At 66.5% G+C, this 21,266-nt stretch carries 21 protein-coding genes, 3 tRNA genes and 1 pseudogene; 18 read left to right on the forward strand and 7 right to left on the reverse strand.

Features of this window, described 5'->3' with window-relative positions; all coding sequences use genetic code 11:
* The 4 genes and pseudogenes from QHC78_RS20855 to QHC78_RS20870 all read right to left on the reverse strand — a co-directional run.
* Positions 1–76 (reverse strand): annotated as a pseudogene (locus QHC78_RS20855) (GTP-binding protein); the annotation flags it as partial.
* Between the two features lie 52 nt (positions 77–128).
* Positions 129–203 (reverse strand) — tRNA-Thr (locus QHC78_RS20860).
* Between the two features lie 68 nt (positions 204–271).
* Positions 272–345: transfer RNA gene (locus tag QHC78_RS20865), tRNA-Gly, on the reverse strand.
* Positions 346–550: 205 nt separating this feature from the next.
* A tRNA-Tyr gene (locus QHC78_RS20870) sits at positions 551–637 on the reverse strand.
* A 153-nt stretch (positions 638–790) separates the two neighbouring features.
* Here QHC78_RS20870 and QHC78_RS20875 point away from each other — a divergent pair.
* Positions 791–1,768 carry an NAD(P)H-quinone oxidoreductase gene (locus tag QHC78_RS20875; RefSeq protein WP_319748039.1) on the forward strand — a complete coding sequence of 326 codons (978 nt, stop codon included), beginning with the start codon at positions 791–793 and terminating at the stop codon, positions 1,766–1,768.
* A gap of 25 nt (positions 1,769–1,793) precedes the next feature.
* On the opposite strand, the gene QHC78_RS20880 is transcribed toward QHC78_RS20875, so the two are convergent.
* Entirely contained in the window at positions 1,794–2,270 is a 477-nt protein-coding gene (locus QHC78_RS20880; RefSeq protein WP_319748073.1) for an Lrp/AsnC family transcriptional regulator, read from the reverse strand.
* A gap of 147 nt (positions 2,271–2,417) precedes the next feature.
* Between QHC78_RS20880 and hppD the strand changes: the two genes are divergently transcribed.
* Positions 2,418–3,533 (forward strand): 4-hydroxyphenylpyruvate dioxygenase, encoded by a 1,116-nt coding sequence (gene hppD, locus QHC78_RS20885; protein ID WP_319748041.1) that lies wholly within the window; start codon positions 2,418–2,420, stop codon positions 3,531–3,533.
* A gap of 67 nt (positions 3,534–3,600) precedes the next feature.
* Here hppD and QHC78_RS20890 read toward each other — a convergent pair whose 3' ends face one another.
* Positions 3,601–4,035 carry a hypothetical protein gene (locus QHC78_RS20890; RefSeq protein ID WP_319748042.1) on the reverse strand — a complete coding sequence of 145 codons (435 nt, stop codon included), beginning with the start codon at positions 4,033–4,035 and terminating at the stop codon, positions 3,601–3,603.
* 143 nt (positions 4,036–4,178) lie between these two features.
* Here QHC78_RS20890 and gspG point away from each other — a divergent pair, with 143 nt between their 5' ends.
* From gspG to QHC78_RS20950, 12 genes are read left to right on the forward strand one after another with little or no spacing between them, the layout of a single operon-like run.
* Entirely contained in the window at positions 4,179–4,622 is a 444-nt protein-coding gene (gene gspG, locus QHC78_RS20895) for a type II secretion system major pseudopilin GspG (RefSeq protein ID WP_319748044.1), read from the forward strand.
* The gene (locus QHC78_RS20900) at positions 4,594–5,130 is read left to right on the forward strand and encodes a prepilin-type N-terminal cleavage/methylation domain-containing protein (protein WP_319748046.1); all 537 of its coding nucleotides are present in this window, start codon (positions 4,594–4,596) and stop codon (positions 5,128–5,130) included. Before gspG ends, QHC78_RS20900 begins: the two co-directional genes overlap by 29 nt.
* The gene (gspI, locus tag QHC78_RS20905) at positions 5,117–5,488 is read left to right on the forward strand and encodes a type II secretion system minor pseudopilin GspI (RefSeq protein WP_319748048.1); all 372 of its coding nucleotides are present in this window, start codon (positions 5,117–5,119) and stop codon (positions 5,486–5,488) included. Before QHC78_RS20900 ends, gspI begins: the two co-directional genes overlap by 14 nt.
* On the forward strand, positions 5,485–6,108 hold the full coding sequence (locus QHC78_RS20910; RefSeq protein ID WP_319748049.1) for a PulJ/GspJ family protein: 624 nt from the start codon (positions 5,485–5,487) through the stop codon (positions 6,106–6,108). The genes gspI and QHC78_RS20910 overlap by 4 nt, the downstream gene beginning before the upstream one ends.
* Positions 6,109–6,116: 8 nt before the next feature.
* Positions 6,117–7,160: a type II secretion system minor pseudopilin GspK gene (gspK, locus tag QHC78_RS20915; protein WP_319748050.1), complete on the forward strand. Its 1,044-nt coding sequence runs from the start codon at positions 6,117–6,119 to the stop codon at positions 7,158–7,160.
* On the forward strand, positions 7,157–8,539 hold the full coding sequence (gene gspL, locus QHC78_RS20920; protein WP_319748051.1) for a type II secretion system protein GspL: 1,383 nt from the start codon (positions 7,157–7,159) through the stop codon (positions 8,537–8,539). The genes gspK and gspL overlap by 4 nt, the downstream gene beginning before the upstream one ends.
* Positions 8,536–9,114, forward strand: a complete 579-nt coding sequence (locus tag QHC78_RS20925) for a type II secretion system protein M (protein ID WP_319748052.1) — start codon at positions 8,536–8,538, stop codon at positions 9,112–9,114. The genes gspL and QHC78_RS20925 overlap by 4 nt, the downstream gene beginning before the upstream one ends.
* The gene (gspN, locus tag QHC78_RS20930) at positions 9,114–9,857 is read left to right on the forward strand and encodes a type II secretion system protein N (protein ID WP_319748054.1); all 744 of its coding nucleotides are present in this window, start codon (positions 9,114–9,116) and stop codon (positions 9,855–9,857) included. Before QHC78_RS20925 ends, gspN begins: the two co-directional genes overlap by 1 nt.
* A 10-nt stretch (positions 9,858–9,867) precedes the next feature.
* Positions 9,868–12,375: a type II secretion system secretin GspD gene (gene gspD / locus QHC78_RS20935; RefSeq protein WP_413816504.1), complete on the forward strand. Its 2,508-nt coding sequence runs from the start codon at positions 9,868–9,870 to the stop codon at positions 12,373–12,375.
* A gap of 51 nt (positions 12,376–12,426) precedes the next feature.
* Positions 12,427–13,851, forward strand: coding sequence for a type II secretion system ATPase GspE (gene gspE / locus QHC78_RS20940; RefSeq protein WP_319748058.1), 1,425 nt, complete (start codon positions 12,427–12,429; stop codon positions 13,849–13,851).
* A 55-nt stretch (positions 13,852–13,906) separates the two neighbouring features.
* The gene (gene gspF / locus QHC78_RS20945; RefSeq protein ID WP_319748060.1) at positions 13,907–15,121 is read left to right on the forward strand and encodes a type II secretion system inner membrane protein GspF; all 1,215 of its coding nucleotides are present in this window, start codon (positions 13,907–13,909) and stop codon (positions 15,119–15,121) included.
* Between the two features lie 32 nt (positions 15,122–15,153).
* Positions 15,154–15,636 (forward strand): glutathione peroxidase, encoded by a 483-nt coding sequence (locus tag QHC78_RS20950; protein ID WP_319748062.1) that lies wholly within the window; start codon positions 15,154–15,156, stop codon positions 15,634–15,636.
* A 189-nt stretch (positions 15,637–15,825) separates the two neighbouring features.
* On the opposite strand, the gene QHC78_RS20955 is transcribed toward QHC78_RS20950, so the two are convergent.
* Complete coding sequence (locus tag QHC78_RS20955; RefSeq protein WP_319748064.1) at positions 15,826–16,782, reverse strand: LysR family transcriptional regulator; 957 nt, start codon at positions 16,780–16,782, stop codon at positions 15,826–15,828.
* 418 nt (positions 16,783–17,200) lie between these two features.
* On the opposite strand from QHC78_RS20955, the gene QHC78_RS20960 reads away from it, so the two are divergent.
* The 4 genes from QHC78_RS20960 to QHC78_RS20975 all read left to right on the forward strand — a co-directional run bounded on the left by QHC78_RS20960 (position 17,201) and on the right by QHC78_RS20975 (position 21,087).
* On the forward strand, positions 17,201–17,806 hold the full coding sequence (locus QHC78_RS20960; RefSeq protein WP_319748066.1) for a nuclear transport factor 2 family protein: 606 nt from the start codon (positions 17,201–17,203) through the stop codon (positions 17,804–17,806).
* A 14-nt stretch (positions 17,807–17,820) separates the two neighbouring features.
* Positions 17,821–18,810, forward strand: coding sequence for a Bug family tripartite tricarboxylate transporter substrate binding protein (locus QHC78_RS20965; RefSeq protein WP_319748067.1), 990 nt, complete (start codon positions 17,821–17,823; stop codon positions 18,808–18,810).
* 11 nt (positions 18,811–18,821) lie between these two features.
* Entirely contained in the window at positions 18,822–20,015 is a 1,194-nt protein-coding gene (locus QHC78_RS20970; RefSeq protein WP_319748069.1) for an FAD-dependent monooxygenase, read from the forward strand.
* Positions 20,016–20,118: 103 nt separating this feature from the next.
* Positions 20,119–21,087 carry an amidohydrolase family protein gene (locus QHC78_RS20975; protein ID WP_319748071.1) on the forward strand — a complete coding sequence of 323 codons (969 nt, stop codon included), beginning with the start codon at positions 20,119–20,121 and terminating at the stop codon, positions 21,085–21,087.
* The last annotated feature ends 179 nt before the right edge of the window (positions 21,088–21,266 follow it).

A 21,266-nucleotide genomic window follows, 5' to 3' on the forward strand; every position in this document is an offset into this window, starting at 1 on the left:
TCTTGCCGTGGTCAACGTGACCGATCGTGCCAACGTTCACGTGCGGCTTGGTACGCTCAAACTTGCCTTTTGCCATGGCTGACTCCCGCCTCTGGATGCCTGCTAGAACTGGATATAACTACGAAACTTGGTGCCCATGACGCGGATCGAACGCGTGACCTCTCCCTTACCAAGGGAGTGCTCTACCACTGAGCCACATGGGCGAATTCTGTATTACCTACCGGATCATCCGGCTACCCACCGGAAGCCCGGGCGCCTGCGACGACCTCGTTGGAGCGGGTGAAGGGAATCGAACCCTCGTCGTAAGCTTGGAAGGCTTCTGCTCTACCATTGAGCTACACCCGCCTGCCATATTTCTACTGCCAACTACTCAACTGCGGACCCCACCGCCTTCCGGCGCCGACCGCTCTTTCGATCGCTCGGCACGCCCCGCGAACCTTCCAGCACGCGAAACCTTCCGGCCAAAATTTTGACCAGCTGCTTGATTACCTGAACAAGCCTCTCAAGCCACTGGCCACACTAGCAATTCCTGCCGGACTGCAAAAGTTTTTGGTGGAGGGGATTGGATTCGAACCAATGTAGGCGCAAGGCCAACAGATTTACAGTCTGCCCCCTTTAACCACTCGGGCACCCCTCCGCCGGGGAACGAAAGATTATGAAGGAGTTTGAATCGAATGTCAATTCAGCTCCTTGGGGCATCCATGTCCGTTCCCAGAGCAGTTCGCTAATATAGACGAAAACTGCAGCTTCGCGCCAAGCGGCGCCCACCCTCACTCGAGACCCCTCACGCATGCTCCAGGAAACCATCGTCATCAGCCGGGCCGGCGGCCCGGAAGTCCTCGTTCCCCAGCAACGCCCCGTACCCGCGCCCGGCCCCGACGAGGTCCTGATCCGGGTCCGCTGGGCAGGCATCAACCGGCACGATTGCGGCCAGCGTTCGCGCGGCCCCAGCACGCATGAATCGGATGTGCCCGGGCTGGAAGTCGCCGGCCACGTCGAAGCGGTGGGCGCCAACGTCCGCGGTCTGGCGCCCGGCGCCGAGGTATGCGCGCTGGTGGACGGCGGGGGGTATGCCCAGTACGCGACCGCCCACCGGGCCTTGGTGCTTCCCCGGCCGGACACCTTGACGCTGCAGGAGGCGGCCTGCTTCCCCGAAGCGGCGTTCACCGTCTGGTACAACTTCTTCTCGGTTGCCGCGATGCAACCTGGCGAGCGGGTGCTCATCCATGGCGGCACCAGCGGCATCGGCGTCTTCGCGATCCAGCTGCTGCGCGCGCTGGGCCATTCGGTCTACGCCACCAGCGGCAGCGAAGAGAAGGCCGCCTTCGCCCGGTCGCTGGGCGCCGCGCGGGTATTCAACTACAAGACAGAAGCCTTCGCCGAGGTAATGGCCCGCGAGGGCCTGGCGGCGGACGTCATCCTCGATATGTCGGGCGGCCGTCACACCGAGCAGAATCTGGCGGCGCTGGCCTACGGCGGCCGCATCGTCCACTTGTCGGGCGGATCGGGCGCGCCACTGCAGGCTTCGCTGCGCGCCATCATGCAGAAGGAAGCCCGCATTACGGGCTCGCTGATGCGCCCGCTGCCGCTGGACAGGAAGACCCGCGTAGCGGAGGCGCTCAGAAGCGCCGTCTGGCCGCTGCTGGGCACCGCCATCCGCCCCGTGATCCACCGCACCTATCCGTTGGCGCAAGCGGCCCAGGCCCACCGCGACATGGAAACGGGGGACCATATCGGCAAGCTCCTGCTGGACGTGCAACCCTCCTGAGGCGCCGGCCGCACAGCCCGGTTTGTCAGAAGCCGAGCGCCGGTGCCTCCTTAATGGTGGACAGTGCAAAGCTGGATCGCATGTCCACCACTGCCGGGTGTTTCATCAGCGTATCCATCGCAAACCGGGAAAAGTGCGCCAGGTCGCGCACCTGTACCCGCAGCAGGTAGTCCATGTCGCCGGTCATGGCATAACAGGCGACGATCTCCGGCCATGCCTGTACATCGCGGGCGAATTGCTCGATCGGGGCATGCCCCCCGTCGACATGTTTTTGCAGGCGCACACTCACATAGGCAAGCAGGCCCAGGCCGACCTTGTGGGGGTCGACCACGGCCATGTATTGGCGTATCACGCCCCGCTCTTCCAGCCGTTTCACCCGCCGCAGGCAAGGACTGGGCGACAGCGCCACCCGCTCGGCGAGTTCCTGGTTCGTCAGCCTTCCATTGCGCTGCAGCTCTTCCAGAATGCGGCGGTCCGTTCTATCCAATTCGACTTCAGCCATCATTGCCCTCTATATCTCGCACTTCCGGCATTTTATTGCCCATACATGGCCATATTGAGCAATTTTTGCAATCATTTGCCTCGGCTGAATTCCTACAATCTTCCTGATTCCCCATCTACCCGGCCGAAGGCCACAGCGGAGACAGCCATGACTACGACCTTCCAACCGTGGGACAACCCCATGGGTACCGCCGGATTCGAATTCGTCGAATATGCCGCCCCCGACCCCGCCGCGCTCGGCAAGGTCTTCGAGGGCCTGGGCTTCAAGGCCATCGCGCGCCACCGGCACAAGAACGTGCTGCTATACCGCCAGGGCAGCATCAATTTCATCGTCAATGCCGAACCGGACTCGTTCGCGCAGCGCTTCGCGCGGCTGCATGGACCTTCGATCTGCGCCATCGCGTTCCGGGTCGAGGACGCCGCGGCTGCCTACAAGCGGGCGCTCGAACTCGGCGCGTGGGGTTTCGACGGCCGCAGCGGCCCGATGGAACTCAATATCCCGGCCATCAAGGGCATAGGCGACTCGCTCATCTATTTCGTCGACCGCTGGCGCGGCAAGAACGGCCGCAGCGGCGGCATCGGCGACATCGACATCTACGACGTGGACTTCGAACCGCTGGACGCGGCCCGGGCGAGCGAGGACGCCAACCACCGGGGCGCGGGCCTGACGACCATCGACCACCTGACCCACAACGTGCATCGCGGTCGCATGGCTGAATGGGCCGACTTCTACGAACGGTTCTTCAACTTCCGCGAAATCCGCTACTTCGACATCGAAGGCAAGGTGACGGGCGTCAAGTCCAAGGCAATGACCTCCCCCTGCGGGCGGATACGCATCCCCATCAACGAAGAAGGCAAGGACGAGAAAGGCCAGATCCAGGAGTACCTGGACCTCTATCACGGCGAAGGCATCCAGCACATCGCGCTGGGGACCGACGACATCTACAGTACTGTCGAAGCGCTGCGCCGGTCCGGCGTCGTGTTCCTCGATACGCCGGACACCTATTACGAACTACTGGACAAGCGGCTGCCGGGCCATGGGGAAGACGTCGCACGGCTGGCCAGGAACCGTATTCTGCTCGACGGCGCCCCCGGCGGCGGATTGCTGCTTCAGATCTTCACCCAGACGGTCATCGGCCCCATCTTTTTCGAGATCATCCAGAGAAAAGGCGACGAAGGGTTCGGTGAAGGCAACTTCAAGGCCTTGTTCGAATCGATAGAGCTGGACCAGATGCGCCGCGGCGTTCTGGCGCCCTCTCGCTGAGTTCCCGCGCGCAGCGGGCCCCCCTGCCGTCCGTTCGACCGCCGCAGGACCAGGCGGGCGCGCGTGCTCAGCGCGCCGCGGAGACGCTGCGTATGCCGTCCGCCGGCGGCAGCTTGGCCGCCGCGATCTCGACCCGTTCGCCGCCCTGGTCGAGCACGATCCCCGTGCCGCGGACCTCGGCCAGCGTCACCCCCTCGGCAAGCCGGCTGCCCACGGCATAGGCGCGCGGGGGGCGCCCATCGATCGCCAGCACCGCTGAACCCCGCGGCCCGGCGGCGATGAGCCCCGCCACGACCACTTGTATCCGCGCGCCGGCACCGGTTCCGAACCAGTCGGCCACCGGCCGCGTATCCGTGCGCAGACTGCCGTCGCTCACGGCGGACGGCGGCGCAGGCGGGGGCGAAGGTGCGAGCAGGATGGCACCCCACACTCCCACGCCCGCGGCGAGCACGAGCATCGCGACAGTGGTGGCCAACCGGGGAAGATTGGGGGATACCCGCATCAGGGACTCCGGCAAGGCCGCTGGCATGCGGCCGGTAAAAACAGACAATCTTGCGGGACAAATATGACAGGGATACCCACATCATGAATTGTCATCTAAAGCAGCGATAATAGTCCCGCGAATTACGACACGGAGTTTACGCGGTGACACGGTCACACTCTATCCAACGCGGGCGCCAGGCGGGTTTTACCCTGATCGAAATCATGGTCGTCGTGGTCATACTGGGCATTCTGGCAGCCCTGGTCGTGCCGCGGGTGCTCGACAGGCCCGACCAGGCACGCGCCGTCGCCGCCCGGCAGGACATCTCGGGCATCATGCAGGCGCTCAAACTATACCGCCTGGACAACGGCCGCTATCCCACCACCGAGCAAGGCCTGCGCGCGTTGGTCGAGCGCCCCGCCACCGGCCAGGCGCCGGCCAACTGGAAGCAGTATCTCGACCGCCTGCCCGCCGACCCCTGGGGCAATCCCTATCAGTACCTGAACCCCGGCGTGCACGGCCCCGACGTCGACGTGTTTTCGCTGGGCGCCGACGGCCAGCCGGGCGGCGAAAACGCCAATGCGGACATCGGTTCCTGGGATCTCTGACTTCCGGCCGGGCGGCCGTGGGAAGCCCCGGCGCGTTCGGGGATTCACGCTTATCGAGCTGATGGTGGTGGTCGTGATCATCGGTATCGCCGCCGCGGCCGTGACCATCCGTGCCTTCCCCGACCGGCGCCAGCTATTGCTGGACGACGCGCAACGCCTGGCGCAGCTGTTCGCGGTCGCCCAGGGCGAAGTCCGCGCCGACGGCCGCCGCATCATCTGGGAAGCCGACGAACAGGGCTACCGGTTCGTCCGCCGCGCACGCGCGCTGACACCGGGCGCGCCGCTGGCGGCCGGCACGTCGGCATCCACGCTCGATACGTTCGCGCGCGACGAATTGCTGCGCCCGCGCCGCTGGGCCGACGGTCCGGTCACAGTGCAGGTGGAGCCTCCCGGCCCGCCCGTGTTCACTTCGGAGTGGATACCGGGCCCGCTCGTCGTGCGATTGCGCAACGCCGACGCGGTCGTGACCATCTTGCGCGATGAGGCGGGACGCTATGCGGTCCAATAATGCCGGCTTCACCTTGGTCGAAGTGCTCGTGGCGCTGGCCATCGTGGGCGTGGCCCTGGCCGCCTCGGTCCGTGCAGTGGGCATGATTGCGCAGAACAACGCGGCGCTGCGCGCCAAGTCGCTGGCGCTGGTCGAGGCCGAGAACCAGCTTGCCGAACTGCGGCTGACGCGTCTCCTGCCCAGCCCCGGACGCCAGGTGGTGGCCTGCGCGCAAGGTGGGCAGGCGATGCAGTGTGCAAGGGTTTTCACCAACTCGGACAACAGCAATATCCGGCAGGTAATGATCCGGGTGCATCCGGACAACGATCCCGACCAGACGCTGGCCCAGGTCAACGGCTTCCTGAGCGCATTGCCATGAAACGCGTACAAGGGGGGTTCACGCTGATAGAGGTCATGGTCGCGATCGCGCTGATGGCGGTGGTCGCGATCATTTCCTGGCGAGGACTTGAGAACGTCAGCGCCATGCAGCATAGATTGGCAGGCGACGCCGACGAAATCGAGAGCATCATCAGGATGCTGGGCCAGATCGAGCGCGACCTGGCCATGCGGGCACCGGACACCTTGCTCGATGGCGGCGCCGAAAGCGGCACGCCGCCCAAGCCTGCGGCCACGCTTCCCCAGAGCCTGCGCATCACCTTCAAGGAAACCCCCGATGCGTCGGCCACGCTCGAAATCATCCGCAGCGATGCCGGCGACCCCGCGGCCTGGCAGCGCGTCGTATGGTTCCTGGACGGCACGGTGCTGCGCCGCGCGGCGGGCCCCTCGGCGCGGCAGTATCCGCTGCCCCCGGCCGCCGGCGGAGCGGCAATCCTCCAAGGCGTCACCCGCTTCGCCCTGCGCGTCTGGGTGCCCGGACAAGGCTGGACCAACCCGCCCTTCCCCACGACAGGCGCCGCGTTCACGGGGCTGGAACTCGCGGCCGAACGCCGGACGGATACGGGCGTGGAACGCTATCGCCGCGTGGTGGTGCTGCAATGACGGTCCGCATGTCCAGGCTCCCGGTCAGCCAGCGCGGCATGGCGGTGGTCAGCGCCCTGCTGATCGTCGCGGCGGTGGCCGTGCTCGTCACAGGGCTGTTCCAACGGCAGGCGGCGGCGGTACGCGCGGTGGAGAACGAGCAGGCGCGCATCCAGGCCCGCTGGCTGCTGCAGGGCGGGCTCGATTGGGCGCGCCTGATCCTGCGCGATGACGCCCGCCGCAACAACACTACGCGGTTGGGAGAGCTATGGGCCACGCCCGTAGCCGACACCCGCATCACTCGCCCTGGCGACGACAGAGTGGCCCTGTTCTCGGGCCGCATCGAAGACGAACAGGGCAAGTACAACCTGCGCAATCTGGCGAAGGCGGGCGTGCCGCAGCCGGCCGAGGTGGCCGTGCTGGAACGCCTGTGCGCCATGCTGGGCCTGCCTCCCAGCCTGGCGCCACGGATCGCCCTGCGCATCGCCAGCGCGCAGGGTGCGCCGGGAGCGTCGGGCACCGCGGGAACGTCCGGAACATCGGGCACAGCCGGCACCGCGGGCACGTCTGGGACTTCGGCCACGTCGGGGAGCCAGGCTGCCGGAACGCAGGCCGGTTTCGGCCTGGATGAAGAATCGGCGGCGGGACGCGGGCCCAGCGCGCCCATGATACGTTCGGTGGACGACCTGGAGGGCATTGCGGAATTGGACGAAAAAACCATCGACGCCTTGCGCCCCTATGTCACGGTGTTGCCCGAAATCACGGCGGTCAACGCCAATACCGCGCCCGCCGAGGTGCTGGCAGCCGTCGTTCCCGGTCTGTCGCTGGGCCAGGCGCGCGCCATCGCCGAACAACGCAACGCCGGGACCTGGTTCAACGACCGGGCCGATTTCGGCAACCGCCTCGCCGATCCCAACATTAATATCAGCGACTCGCAGATCGTCACGGCCAGCAAGTGGTTCCTGGTATCGGGCACCGTGACGCTGGACCGCGCCGCCGTCACCATGCAGGCGCTCATATCGCGGGTCAATGCCAATTCACCCACCGTGGTCTGGAAAAGGGAGACCAATTGAAGACGACGTTGCGGCTGGAGCTGCCCGCGCTACCCATGTTGCATGCCGATTCCCGGGTAGCATTCGCCCTCCTGGACCGGCAGCACGCCGTCCAGCGTACCGGCGAACTGCCGCTGGCCGAGCTGGCGGCCGCCGTACCGGCCAGCCGTGTCGAGGGCATCCTGCACCCGGCCGACAGCGTGGTTACCTCGGTCACGGTACCGCCGCTGCCGGCGCATCGCCTTTCGGCGGCGGTCGCGGGAGCGGTCGAACCCATGGTCCTGGGCGACATCGACACCCTCGCCGTGGCGCACGGCGCGCGTGCCGCGGACGGCTCGGTCCCGGTGGCCTGGGCCGCCCGCGAACAGTTGGCCCGCGCCTTGCGGCTGCTGGCCGACTGCGGCCTGCCGGCCGATGCCTTGATTCCCGCTCCGCTTGCCCTGTCGCTGACCGAATCCGGGTGGACGGTCCTGACGCGTGACGAACACATCGTCATCCGGACCGGGCTCCAAAGCGGCCTGGCCTGGACGATAGATCCGCTGGCCACCACCGACGCCGATCCGGCCTGGGCATCGCTATTGCCTGCGCTCGAACAGGACGCCCCCGCTGTGCTGGCCTGGATCGACCCGCCTTCGGCCAATTGGCCCGAGCTTCCCGGTATCGAAGGGCGCGAGCTTCCCTCGGCGGCGCGCTGGCAAGGTCCTGCGCTGGGCTGGTCGCTGGCCCTGCCCGACCTGCAACCGCATCGCCGGGGCCGTTCGCCGTGGCGGCGGCCGGTCGTCTGGGCCGCAGGGGCGGCCGCCGTATGGCTGCTGGGATTGAACCTGCATGCCTGGCAGCTGGGGCGTGAAGAAGCCACGCTGCGCCAGCGCATGACCACGCAGGTCCGGACGGCGTTTCCCGACATTCCCGTCGTCGTCGATCCGCTGCGCCAGGCCGAACAGCGGCGCGATGCACTGCGCGCGGCCGGCGGCGAATTCGGATCGTCCGACTTCCTGCCGCTGGCGCTGGCGGCTGCGCAGTTGCTGCCTGCCGCTTCCAATAACGTGACGACACTGCGCTATACATCCGGCGAACTCCGGCTGCGGCTGGTGGACGAGGACATCGGCATGGTGGCCCGGCAGGCCGAGCCGGCCTCGCCCGCGCCGCCGCAGGCCCAAGGCGTGCGCCGCTTCATGCCACGCCGCGAATCCTCCGCACCCGCCTCCCCGGCTCCCGCGGCCACCAAGATGGACATCGATCCCGCCATCATCAAGCGCGCCGAGGGCCTCGGCGTGCACGTCGCGCGCGACGACGGCGAATGGATCGTCCGTTCCGCCGCCAGCACCGGCGCCGAAGGCACGCCCCGTCCCGGTGGCCAGGCCGCCGTGCGCATTCAACAGGACAATCCCCGACGATGAGGCTGCCTGCTTTCACACTTTCCACGCCGCCGGCGCTGATCCGGCTCCGGACCGACGCCGGCCGGCGCTGGGCGCGGCTGGCGCCGCGCGAGCGCCGGCTGCTTGCCGTGGCCGGGGCGGTCGCGGCGGCAGCGATCGTTTTCCTGCTTTTTATCGAACCGGCTTGGACCCGATACACCCGCCTGGAAGAACAGCTTCCCCTGTTGCGTACGCAAGCCGCGCGGGTCGATGCGCTGACGGCCGAGGCGCGCAGCCTGCAACGGACGCGTAGCGGCCAGATGACACCCGAGGAAACCCGCCAGGCATTGGCAGAAAGCCTCCAGCGGGCGGGCATTGCAGGCGAAATCACTGCTGCGGAACCGGCATCGGGGCCGGCTGGCGCATGGCAGGTCACCGTCGAAGCCGTGCAAGCCTCGGGCTTCATGCAATGGCTGGCGTCGGTGCCCGGCTATACGCGCCTGCAACTGACCGAGGCGGACCTCGAACGGCCCAAGGACGGAGATGGCCGCCTGCTCACCGGCAAAGTTACCGGTGCGGTCCTGTTTGCGCCCGCCACGGCGGGACAGGAACGCTGATGCGGACCTGGCCCAAGATTCTTCTTTGCGTGGTGGTTGCCCTGGCGGCGGCCGTGGCGGTGCTTCCGGCCCGCTGGCTGATCGCGCTGCTGCCTGCGCAATGGCCGGTCGCCGTCGTCGACGCCTCGGGCACGCTATGGCGCGGCAGCGCGCTGCTTGCCTTGGGCTTTCCCGAAGCGCGCAGCACGCTCCCCACGCCCATCGAGTGGCAGACGAAATGGGCTGCCGGCCCCGTGGTCGAAATCCGCCATCCGTGGCTGGACGGTCCGTTGAGCCTGCGCCTGCAGACCTCCGGCTTCCTGCTGTCGGGCCGGACCCTGAAGCTGCCGGCGTCCACCCTGGCCCAGCTCGGCGCCCCCTTCAACACGCTGCGGCCCGCCGGCGACCTGCGGCTGAAATGGCCCTCGCTGCGCCTGAATGGCCGCATCCCTGCGGGCGAGATACTCGATGCCGAATGGAGCGATGCCGCGACCGCGCTGTCTTTGCTCCGGCCCATCGGGCACTACCGTCTCAGGCTCTCCGGCCAAGGCAATGATGCCCTGGCCGTCGCAGTCTCCACACTGTCCGGTCCGTTGACCATGGAAGGCAGCGGCCGCTGGACCGCACGCACCGGACTGAGCTTCAAAGGGGTCGCCCGACCCGCCCCCAACGCCTCGCCCGAGGTCCGCGCCGCGCTCCAGAGCACGCTATCCGCGCTGGGCCGCCGCTCGGGCGACGAATCCATCTTGCAAATCGGCCGATAACATCATGCCCATGCTCAACCAAGCCTCTCCCCGTACCCGACCAGCCCATGCGCCCACTGCCCGGACGCTGGTTGCAGCGGCCTGCTCGGCCCTGCTGGCGCTGGCCGCGCTCCCGGCGGGAGCGGCCGCGCCCGCCGGCGCCGCCAGTACCGCGGCAGCCGATGGCGTCGTCCTGAATTTCGTCAATACCGAGCTGGAGTCGGTGGTTCGTGCGCTCGGCCAGTTCACCGGCAGGAACTTCCTGATCGATCCCCGCGTGAAGGGCCAGTTGACCCTGGTGTCCGAGAACCCGGTCGATCGCGACACCGCCTATCGCATGCTGCTGGGCGCGCTGCGCATGCAGGGCTTTGCCGTCGTGGAAGTGGACGGCGTCAGCCGGGTCGTGCCCGAAGCGGATGCCAAATTGCAAGGCAGTGCCGTGGGCAGCGCCGCAGCGGCGCGCAGCGGCGGGCAGCTCGTCACCCAGGTGTTCAAGCTCAACTACGAAAGCGCGGCGAACCTCGTGCCGGTGCTGCGCCCGATGATCGCCCCGAACAACCCTATCAACGCCTATCCCGGCAACAACACGCTGGTCATTACCGACTACGCCGACAATCTGAAGCGTATTGCCAACGTCATCGCAAACATCGACACGCCGTCGGCCATCGCCACCGATCTGATCGAAATCAAGCACGGCATTGCCACCGACGTAGCGGCGCTAGTGACCAAGCTGCTGGACCCCGGCAATACCAACGACCCGACACAACGCATCGCTGCCGTGGCCGATCCGCGCACCAACAGCGTGTTGTTGCGGGCCAGCAGTCCGGCACGCAACAAACTGGCCCGCGACCTGATCGCCAAGCTGGACAATCCGTCCGCCCGCGCCACCAACATGCACGTGGTATATCTGCGCAACGCCGAGGCCCTCAAGCTGGCCGAAGTCCTGCGCGGCGTCCTTACCGGGCAGTCGGGCACCGGCACGCTGGGCAGCACGGGAAGCCTGGGCGGCATGAGCGGCGGGCTCGGCGGCGCGTCCGGCCTCGGCGGTACCAACACCATGGGCGGCCTGAATACCGGCGCCAACACCACCGGCACCTCCGGCATGCTGGGCGGGACGACCGGCCTGGGCGGAACCGGCGCCGGCACGACCGGCGGCGGACTGTTAGGCACCGGCACGACCCAGGCCGGCTCGACCGTCTTCACCGGCGGCGGCGCCACGGTACAGGCCGATGCCACCACCAACACGCTCATCATTACCGCGCCCGAACCGCTGTACCGCAGCCTGCGCGAGATCATCGACCAGCTCGATGTCCGCCGCGCCCAGATTTTCGTTGAAAGCCTGATCGTCGAGGTCTCGGCCGAAACGGCGGCCGAGTTCGGCATCCAGTGGCTCACCGGCCTCGGGAACCTCAGTTCGAGCGGCGGCACGGCGGTGGTGGGAGGCACGAGCTTCGGCGGCGCAGGCTCCAATATCCTCACGACCGCGCAAAACATCGGCTCTATCGGCGGCGGCCTGAGCATCGGCATTGCCAAGGGCTCGGTCAACATCCCCGGCATCGGCCAAGTCACCAACCTCGGCTTCCTGGCACGGGCGCTGGAAACCCAGGCCGGCGCCAACATCCTGTCCACGCCAAACCTGCTGACGCTGGACAACGAAGAGGCGAGCATCATCGTCGGACAGAACGTGCCCTTCATTACCGGCCAGTACGCCCAGACCAGCGGCACCTCCACCGTCAGTCCGTTCCAGACCATAGAGCGCAAGGACGTGGGCCTGACGCTCAAGGTCAAGCCCCAGGTCTCGGAAGGCGGAACGGTCAAGCTGGCCATCTACCAGGAAGTCAGCAGCGTCGACGACAGCCGGAGCAACACGGCCGGCATCATTACCAACAAGCGCGCCATCGAGTCCAACGTGCTGGTGGACGACGGGCAGATCATCGTCATCGGCGGCCTGATCCAGGACACGGTGACCGGCGGGGTGGAGAAGGTGCCCGGCCTGGGCGACATTCCCGGGATCGGCGGCCTGTTCCGCTACGACAACCGCCGGCGGACCAAGACCAACCTCATGGTGTTCCTGCGCCCCTACGTGGTGCGCGAGGGCGTCTCCAACAGCAACCTCATGATCGATCGCTACGAATACATGCGGATGCAGCAATCGCTGTCCCAGCCCGGCTCGCACTGGCTGCTGCCCGACCTGCAGGGTCCCCAGCTGCCGCCGCGCGTGCCTGGGGCTGGCGACCCCATCGCCAATGGCGATGCCGGCGCGGGCGTCGTGCCCCCGACCACCATCCCGCGCGATATTTCGGCGCTGCAGTCGAACGATCCGACGGTGGTGCTCCACGTCTTCGGCGCCCCCTCGGAAACCGAAGCGCAGCTGGCCTCCCGCCGGATCACCGACGCCGGCATGAACGCCTATGTCGTGCAGGAGGGCCAGGCCTGGAACGTGCGCATGCGGGTGGCGCGCGACCGCGTTACGATCGACACCACGCTGGCGGCGTTGCGCAATCTGGGCTATGCCGCCGAAATCGTGACGCGGCAATGAACATCGGCTGCCTCCCTACGCGCGTCGCGCAACGTGCCATGGACGACTGACATGAATCCTTTGCCTTACACGTGGGCCCGGGCGCAGCGGGCGCTCCTGAGCCTGCGCCCCGAGGGCAACCTGCTGACCGTCAGCCCGCGCACGCCGGCCTGGGCCATTGCCGAAGTGCAGCGCCGCCACGGCCACGTCCGCATCACCCGTATTTCCGATACCGAACTCGAGACCCGCCTCACGGCCGCCTACGCGGATACCGGCGACGCCGCCGCCGTGGTAGGAGCGGCCGAGAACGAGATCGACCTCGCGCGCCTGATGCAGGACATCCCGGAGGTCGAGGACCTGCTCGAGACGCAGGACGACGCACCCGTGATCCGGATGATCAACGCCCTGTTCACGCAGGCCGCGCGCGACGGCGCAAGCGACATCCATATCGAGCCGTTCGAGACCCACTCGGTGGTGCGCTACCGGGTGGACGGCACGCTGCGCGACGTGGTGAGTCCGCGCAAGGCGCTGCACGCGGCCCTGATCTCGCGCATCAAGATCATGGCCAACCTCGACATTTCGGAGAAACGGCTGCCCCAGGACGGGCGCATCGCGCTGCGCGTGGGCGGACGGCCCATCGACGTGCGGGTTTCCACGCTCCCCACCGGCCACGGCGAACGGGCGGTCCTGCGACTGCTGGACAAGGAGGCGGGCCGGCTCGAGCTGTCCCGCCTCGGCATGGACCCCACGCTGCTGCAGCAACTGGACCGGCTCATCCACCAGCCGCACGGCATCGTCCTGGTGACCGGCCCCACCGGCAGCGGCAAGACGACCACGCTCTATGCCGCGCTCGGAAGGCTGGATGCATCGACCACCAACATCCTGACGGTCGAGGATCCCATCGAGTACGACCTGCCGGGCATCAGCCAGACGCAGGTCAACGCCAAGATCAACATGAGTTTCGCCCTCGCTCTGCGTGCCATCCTGCGCCAGGATCCCGACGTGATCATGATCGGCGAAATCCGCGACCTCGAAACCGCGCAGATCGCGGTGCAGGCATCGCTGACGGGGCACCTGGTGCTGGCCACGCTGCACACCAACGATTCCGTCTCGGCCGTGACCCGCCTGACCGACATGGGCGTGGAACCCTTCCTGCTGTCGTCGTCGCTGCTGGGCGTCGTGGCCCAGCGCCTGGTGCGGCGGCTGTGTCCGGATTGCAAGCAGCCTCACGCCGAACCGGACGGCCGGACCGTCTATCGCGCCGCGGGCTGCGCCTCGTGCAGCCATACCGGCTATGTCGGGCGCACCGGCATCCACGAGCTCTACACCGTGGACGACGCACAGCGCCAACTGATACATAGCGGCGCGGGCGAACAGGAGCTGCGCAATGCCGCGGTCGCGGCCGGCATGCGCACCATGCGCCAGGACGGCGAACGCTGGATTACCGCGGGCGTGACGTCGCCCGAGGAAGTCGTGCGCGTCACCAGGGATGTATAGGATGCGCGCCAGCGGGGCCCCGGCCTTCCGCCGGCCCGCCCCATAGAGGGTTGATATGCCGTCATATCGCTACGAAGCCGCGGATGCGGTAGGAAAACTGGACCGGGGGCTGGTCGATGCCGACAGCCCGCGTGCCGCTCGGGCCCACCTGCGGGCACGAGGGCTGACGCCGCTCGCGGTGGAGGAAACCGGCGGCGAACGTACGGGCGGCGGCTCCCGCTCCTGGTTCAGCGCCAGGATGTCGGACGCGGAACTGGCCTGGGCGACGCGCCAGCTCGCCAGCCTGCTCGCGGCGCGCCTTCCGCTCGACGCCGCGCTGACCGCCACCGCCGAACAGGCCGAGAAGAAACACATTACCGAGGTACTGACCAGCGTGCGGGCCGACGTACGCGCCGGCCATCGACTGGCCGATGCGCTGGCGACGCGCCCCCGCGATTTTCCCGAGATCTACCGCGCGCTGGTGGCGGCCGGGGAAGAATCGGGCGACCTGGCCCACGTCATGGAAAAGCTGGCGGACTACATCGAAGAACGCAATGCCCTGCGTACCAAGGTGCTGACGGCATTCATCTACCCCGCCGTGGTGGCGCTGGTATCGGTCGGCATCGTCATTTTCCTGCTCGGCTACGTCGTGCCGCAGGTCGTCAGCGCGTTCTCGCAGGCGCGGCAGGAACTGCCCATGCTGACACGCGTCATGCTCGGCCTAAGCGACTTCGTCCGCAGCTGGGGCTGGCTGGTCGCGCTGATCGGTGCTGCGGCGCTTACCGGCTGGCGGATGATATTGCGCTCGCCCGGGCCACGGCTTGCCTGGCATTCGCGCCTGCTGAGGCTGCCGCTGGCCGGCCGCTTCATCCTGGGCCTGGACGCCGCGCGCTTTGCTTCCACGCTGGCCATCCTCACCGGAAGCGGCGTGCCGCTGCTGCGCGCCCTCGATGCCTCGCGGCAAACGTTGGGCAACGACCGGTTGCGCGTCAGCGTGGATGACGCCACCTCGCGCGTGCGCGAGGGCGTGTCGCTGGCTTCGGCACTGCAGGCCCAGAAAACCTTCCCGCCGCTGCTGGTCCACCTGACGGCCAGCGGAGAGAAAACCGGTACCCTGCCCGAATTGCTGGAGCGCGCCGCGCAAACGCTGTCGCGCGAAGTAGAGCGGCGCGCCATGGCGTTGACGGCCTTGCTCGAACCCCTGATGATTCTGTTGATGGGCGGTTTCGTGCTGCTGATCGTCCTGGCCGTGCTGATGCCCATCATCGAAATCAACCAGCTGGTGCGCTAGCCGCCCAGGCACGTCATTTTTCCGGAGTCCCCATGGCCACTGTCTACGATTTTTCCGCCACCGATATCGAAGGCAAGGAGGTATCGCTGGACAGCTTCCGCGGCAAGGTCTTGCTGATCGTGAACGTTGCCTCGCAATGCGGCTTTACTCCCCAGTACGCCGGGCTCGAAGCCCTGTACCGGGAATACCGCGGCCGCGGGCTGGAAGTGCTGGGCTTCCCCTGCGACCAGTTCGGCCACCAGGAGCCCGGCACCAACGAAGCCATCCGCAGCTTTTGCAAGTTGAACTACGACGTCACCTTCCCCATGTTCGCCAAGATCGACGTCAACGGCGATTCGGCGCATCCGCTGTACCGCTGGCTCAAGAGCGCCAAGCCCGGCGTGCTGGGCACCGAGGCCATCAAATGGAATTTCACCAAGTTCCTGCTGAATAGGGCGGGTGAACCGGTCGCGCGATATGCGTCCACCGACAAGCCCGAGTCGCTCAAGCCGGCCATCGAGACCGCACTGGGCTAGCCGAACCGGTCGCACGCGGCGCCGCCGCGCCCGGGCCGCGCCTGATCTATGACGGGCGTATGCTGCCCGGCCCCAGGCCGGACTGCTGCTGATCGCCGCGATGAAGCAAACCTTGGGCGATCTCGACCGGGTAGGCAACATCGTCCAGGTCTTCGGCCCGGTCAACGCCACGGCTGAGTACGGGCCGGCCTAGTCCCAATCCTGGTCCGCATTGCGGTAGATGCGTTCCCGGCGCTCTTCGATCACCTCGAGCAAGGTCCGGGTAAATGCCTCCAGAACTTCGGGCTGCTCGCGCCCGCGCTTGATAATCAGATGGAAGGCCAACGACAGGACTGGGTCGGTCAGCAGCGCGGTGGATATTTGCGCATCCATGCCCACCGGCGCCGCGAACGATGGAATGATAGTCGGGCCCGCGCCCGCAGCTGCCATCCCCACCAGCGACTCCAGGCGGTTCATCTTGATGCCGTCGGATCGCGCCACGCCGCAGGCGCTGCGACACTTGTTGATCTGCTGCTGCAGGTCCTGGGAGGGGTGCAGTTCAACGAACGGCACATCGGGCAGATCGCGCCAGCGTATGCGCTTCGCGCCTCGCCGGCCCTCGCGCTGCCTGCCCCGCCAGGGTGAGGTCCGCGATTCCAGGTAGAGGAAATCGAACTCGAACAGCGGCCGTCGCGAGAGCTCCGGCACGCGCCCGGGGAAAACGCCCAGGCCGCAATCCAGCTCACCGCTCCGGACCTGGTTCTCTACCTCGGGCTTGGGCAGGTCCACCACGTGCAGGTCCAGCGCCGGGTGGGTCTTGCGCAGCCTCATATAGACGTAAGGCATGACACTGGCCGAGAAAATGGGCGGGACACCTACCCGCAAGGTGCGCCGCCGCTTCTCGGAAAGCTGGCTCAGCACCGGCGCGATGGTTTCCACTTCGTCGACGACCTGCTGCGCGACCGGTACCAGGCGTTGCCCCGCTGCCGTCAGATGGACCGAACGCGTGGTCCGCTCGAACAGCCGGCAAGACAGCTGGCTTTCCATGTCCTGCATCATCAGGCTCAGCCCGGGCTGGCTGATATGCATCCGCTCGGCCGCCCGCGTAAAGCTGCGGGTGTGCACGATGGCCAGGAACGCCTTGAAATGCCGGATGGACAAATTCATAACCAGTGAAAATCAATAGATATTGGACATATATTAGACAAATCAACGGGATGGTTCCTAGAATCGCCAGCACATAGAGACGCATAGACACTTCACCGGCACGCGCCGGATGGGTGCAAAGGAGACAGCAGCCGTGGCGAAAGACCTCCCCCTCGCATGTCATCACGGCTCCGGCCTCCTGGCCGATCCGCGCGATCCGGCCGACACCGGCAACCGCCTTGCGCCCCGCCGGCGACCTCGGCCAGGCAAATCGTTACCTCTTTGACTTTGCGCTCCGCCGCGCCTGTTAGTGCGCCTGAGCGCGCGCTGTTCTTCCGAATCAACTGAATCGACACGCTGATTGCGCGTCGAGGGACCCGCTTTGCCTCGACATAGGCGCGGCACCGTCACGCCCGCCCCACACCCAGGGAGACAACCCGTGCACGACGACTTGAAAGACGAACTGGAAATCCGGCAAATGGTGGAGCGCTGGGCGGTATGGCGCGACGCCGGTGACTGGGAGCGCTTCGCCACCGTGTGGCATCCGGATGGCGTCATGATGGCGACCTGGTTCCAAGGGCCGTTTGCAGAGTTCATCCGCGTCACGCAAGAGGGCTGGAGCAAAGGCGTCAGCATTCTTCACTTCCTGGGCGGAACTGCGGTCGACATCCGGGGGGACCGGGCGATCGCGCAAACCAAGATGACCATTTCCCAGCGCGGACTTATCGACGGCGTCGTCTGCGACGTCGTCTGCACCGGCCGCTTCTACGACTTCGTGGTCCGCCATGAGGGGCGCTGGAAGCTGCTGCACCGCCAGCCCATCTACGAGAAAGACCGGATCGATCCCGTGGATCCCGCAGCCACCTTGACCCTGGACCCGCAGGAACTCGCCCGCATGCCGGAAGGCTACCGCCACCTGGCCGCCATCCAGACCCGTATCGGCTACCAAGTGAAGATGGACATGCCGATGCTCAAGGGCGAGGCCGTCGAGGCACTTTACCGGCGCGGCGCGCAATGGCTGGCCGGTGGACCGCTGGAACGCTGAACGGAGAACTCGACATGGCAATCGACGGATTCTTCCCGCGGCGCCGCACATGGCTGGCAGCTGCCTTGATCGTTGTCGCGCCTTGGACCGCGGCAACGGAACAATCGACATGGCCGGCGCGCCCCATCACCATCGTGGTTCCCTATACACCGGGCACGAGCATGGACGTCCTGGCCCGCGTCCTCGGCCCCAGGCTGTCGCAGAAGCTCGGGCAGCCGGTGATCGTGGAAAACCGCGCAGGGGCCAGCGGCAACATCGGCACTGGCTATGTGGCCGAATCCCCGCCTGACGGCCATACCTTGCTGATGACAGTCAGCACCTTCGTCATGAACCCCAGCCTGTTCAAGAAGGTGCCCTACGACCCGCTGGCCAGCTTCGTGCCCGTCGGCCGCGTCGCGGTGGGCGCGTTGGTGCTTGCGGTCCATCCCACGTTTCCGGCCGCCACCCTGCCCGAGGCCATCGACGCCTTCCGGTCGCGTCCCGGCCGCTACGCCTATTCCTCGCCCGGCAACGGCACACCGCAGCACCTGGCGATGGAGCTGTTCAAGATGCACGCGGGCGTCGACCTCATGCACGTGCCATACAGCGGCTCTGCGGGCGCTGTCACCGATCTTCTCGGCGGACAAGTCCAAGCCATGATCCTGCCGGCCAATACGGCGCTCGGGCTCCGCCAAGCGGGCAAGCTGCGCGTGCTCGCCGCCACACAGGAACGCCGCATTCCTGTCATGTCGGACGTGCCTACGCTTGCCGAACAAGGCATACGCGGCGCCGACGTCGACCTGTGGTTCGGCATGCTGGCACCCGCCCGTACACCGCCCGCGGTGGTCGCGCGGCTCAATCGCGAAATCAATGAAATCCTGGCCATGGCCGACATACAGGAAACCCTGAGCAAGCAAGGCCTGACGGTGGCACCGGGCACACCGGAAGCGTTCGGCACCCTGGTAAGCGCCGAATACGAACGCTGGGCCGACGTGATCCGCAAAGCCCGCATCACTGCCGACTGATGGAAATGCAGATGGATAGGAAACCTCGAATCATTATCGTCGGCGCCGGCATCGGCGGCCTGACCGCGGCGGCTTGCCTGCTCAAGCGCGGATATCCCGTACGCGTATACGAGCAGGCCTCTGTGCTGGGCGAAGTCGGCGCGGGCCTCCAGTCCAGCGCCAATGCCGTGAAAGTCCTGTACGACCTGGGCCTGCGCGAACAGCTGGAGAAGACAGTGGTGCGCCCCCTGGCATTCGAGTTCCGGCGGTTCGATACGGCGGAACTCATGCACCGCATTCCGCTGGGAACGGCACACGAGCAACACAATGGCGCGCCTTATTTCCACATCCATCGTGCCGACCTGCACGAACTGTTGGCCAAGGCGGTGCTGGCGCTGGACCCCCGCTGCATTACCCTGGGGGCGCAGGCAGCCGGTTTCGAGGAAGCCGACGAACACGTCACGTTGCGGCTGGCAGACGGCAGACGCGCAACCGGCGAAGTGCTCGTGGGAGCGGACGGGATCAAATCGGTCATCCGGGCGCAGATCCTGGGCGCGACGCCGGTCAGCTATACCGGGGACATAGCCTGGCGAGCCGTCATTCCCACCGAGCGCCTGCCGCCGGACATCATGGAAACCGTGTCCACCGTATGGTGCGGGACGAAAAAGCACGCCGTGATGTATTACCTGCGGGCGCGCAAGCTCATGAACTTCGTCGGCCTGGTCGAGCACCCCCATCCCGAAAACGAGTCGTGGACGCAGAAACGCCCCTGGGCCGACCTCAAGGCCGACTTCGAAGGTTGGCACCCCGCCATCCAGACCGTGATCGACGCCATCGACCGCGACGGCTGTTATCGCTATGCGCTGAATGATCGCCCTCCGGCCGACAACTGGAGTACCGCACGGGCAACCCTGCTGGGCGATGCCGCGCATCCCACGCTGCCCTACCTCGCCTCCGGAGCAGCCATGGCGATCGAGGATGGCGCCGTGCTGGCCCGATGCCTCGATGCCTCTTCTTGCGTACCGGAGGCGTTGCAACGCTACCAGCAGACCCGCATGGCGCGTACTGCCATGGTCGTGCGCGAGTCGGCCGGCAATCGCGATCTCTACCGCATCGAAGATGAAAGCGAAATGCGCAAGGCTTTCCACGAAAAAAACATGAGCAAGACCCGCTCGGAGTGGCTGTATTCCTACGATCCGCTGACCGCCCCGTTGGCCGACGCCTGAGCCGCCGGCCCGGCGCGGCGGCCGCCTCATTCATCAGCAAGGAGACGCGATGAGAAAAATAGACATCTACAGTCATGTAATGCCTGCACGGTACCTGGAGATCATGAAGCAACACTCCAAGGACGCTGGCATCGTCAAGCGCATGAGCAACCTGCGCATGCTGTGGGACATGGACGCACGCATGGAAATGCTTGCGCAATGGCCGGAGGTCCAGCAGGTTCTCACGTTGGCGCTTCCCCCACCCGAGTCGCTGGGCGGCCCCGACCTGTCGCCCGGCTTCGCACGCGTCGCCAATGACGACATGGCGGCCATCGTGGCACGGTCACCCAAGACCTTCCCGGCATTCGTGGCGGCACTGCCGATGAACAATATCCCGGCGGCGCTGGACGAAATGGACCGGGCCATCACGCAACTGGGCGCCCGCGGCATCCAGCTGACCACCAACGTCAACGGCCGCCCGCTCGACGATCCCGAATTCTTCCCCGTGTTCGAGCGGGCCACGCAGGTACATGGCGTGCCGATATGGATGCACCCGTTCCGGCCCGCGTCGCAGGCCGACTACCCCACCGAAGACAAATCCAAGTTCGAGATCTGGCAGGTGCTGGGCTGGCCCTACGCTACCAGCGTCGCCATGGCACGCATGGTGTTCTCCCAGATTTTCGACCGTCTTCCCGAGCTGCGGGTCATTACCCATCACTGCGGCGCCATGATCCCATACTTCGCCGGGCGGGCCGACACCCTGTGGGCCCAGCTGGGCAGCCGTAGCGCCGAAGACGACTACAACGACCTGCTCGAGCGCATGGCCAAGAAGCCCATCGATTACTTCAAGATGTTCTACGCCGATACCGTGCTGGGCGGATCCGCGTCCGCGCTGCGCTGCGGCCTGGACTTCTTCGGCAGCGACAAGGTGGTATTCGCCAGCGATTGCCCTTTCGATCCGGAAGGCGGACCGATGTTCATCCGCGAGGGCATCCGGTCGGTAGAAGCCCTGGAGTTGTCGGACGACGAAAAGAAAAAGATATACCTGCTGAACGCGCTCAAGCTGCTCGGCCTGGACCTGCGTACGGCATAGGCCCGGTGGCGGTGATTGCCGAGCTCAATCGTCACGCGCGAGGAATCATCGCCATGCCCGACGTTCGAGACACGCTTTTGAAACAAGGCATGGTTCCCACTTCTAGCAGGCCGTTGAAAAAATCCCCCGCCGACGCTGGCCTCGGCCAGTATGATCTGAAACGATCGGCGAACGACGCG

The organism is Pigmentiphaga sp. (genome assembly GCF_033795525.1).
GTDB lineage: Bacteria > Pseudomonadota > Gammaproteobacteria > Burkholderiales > Burkholderiaceae_B > Pigmentiphaga.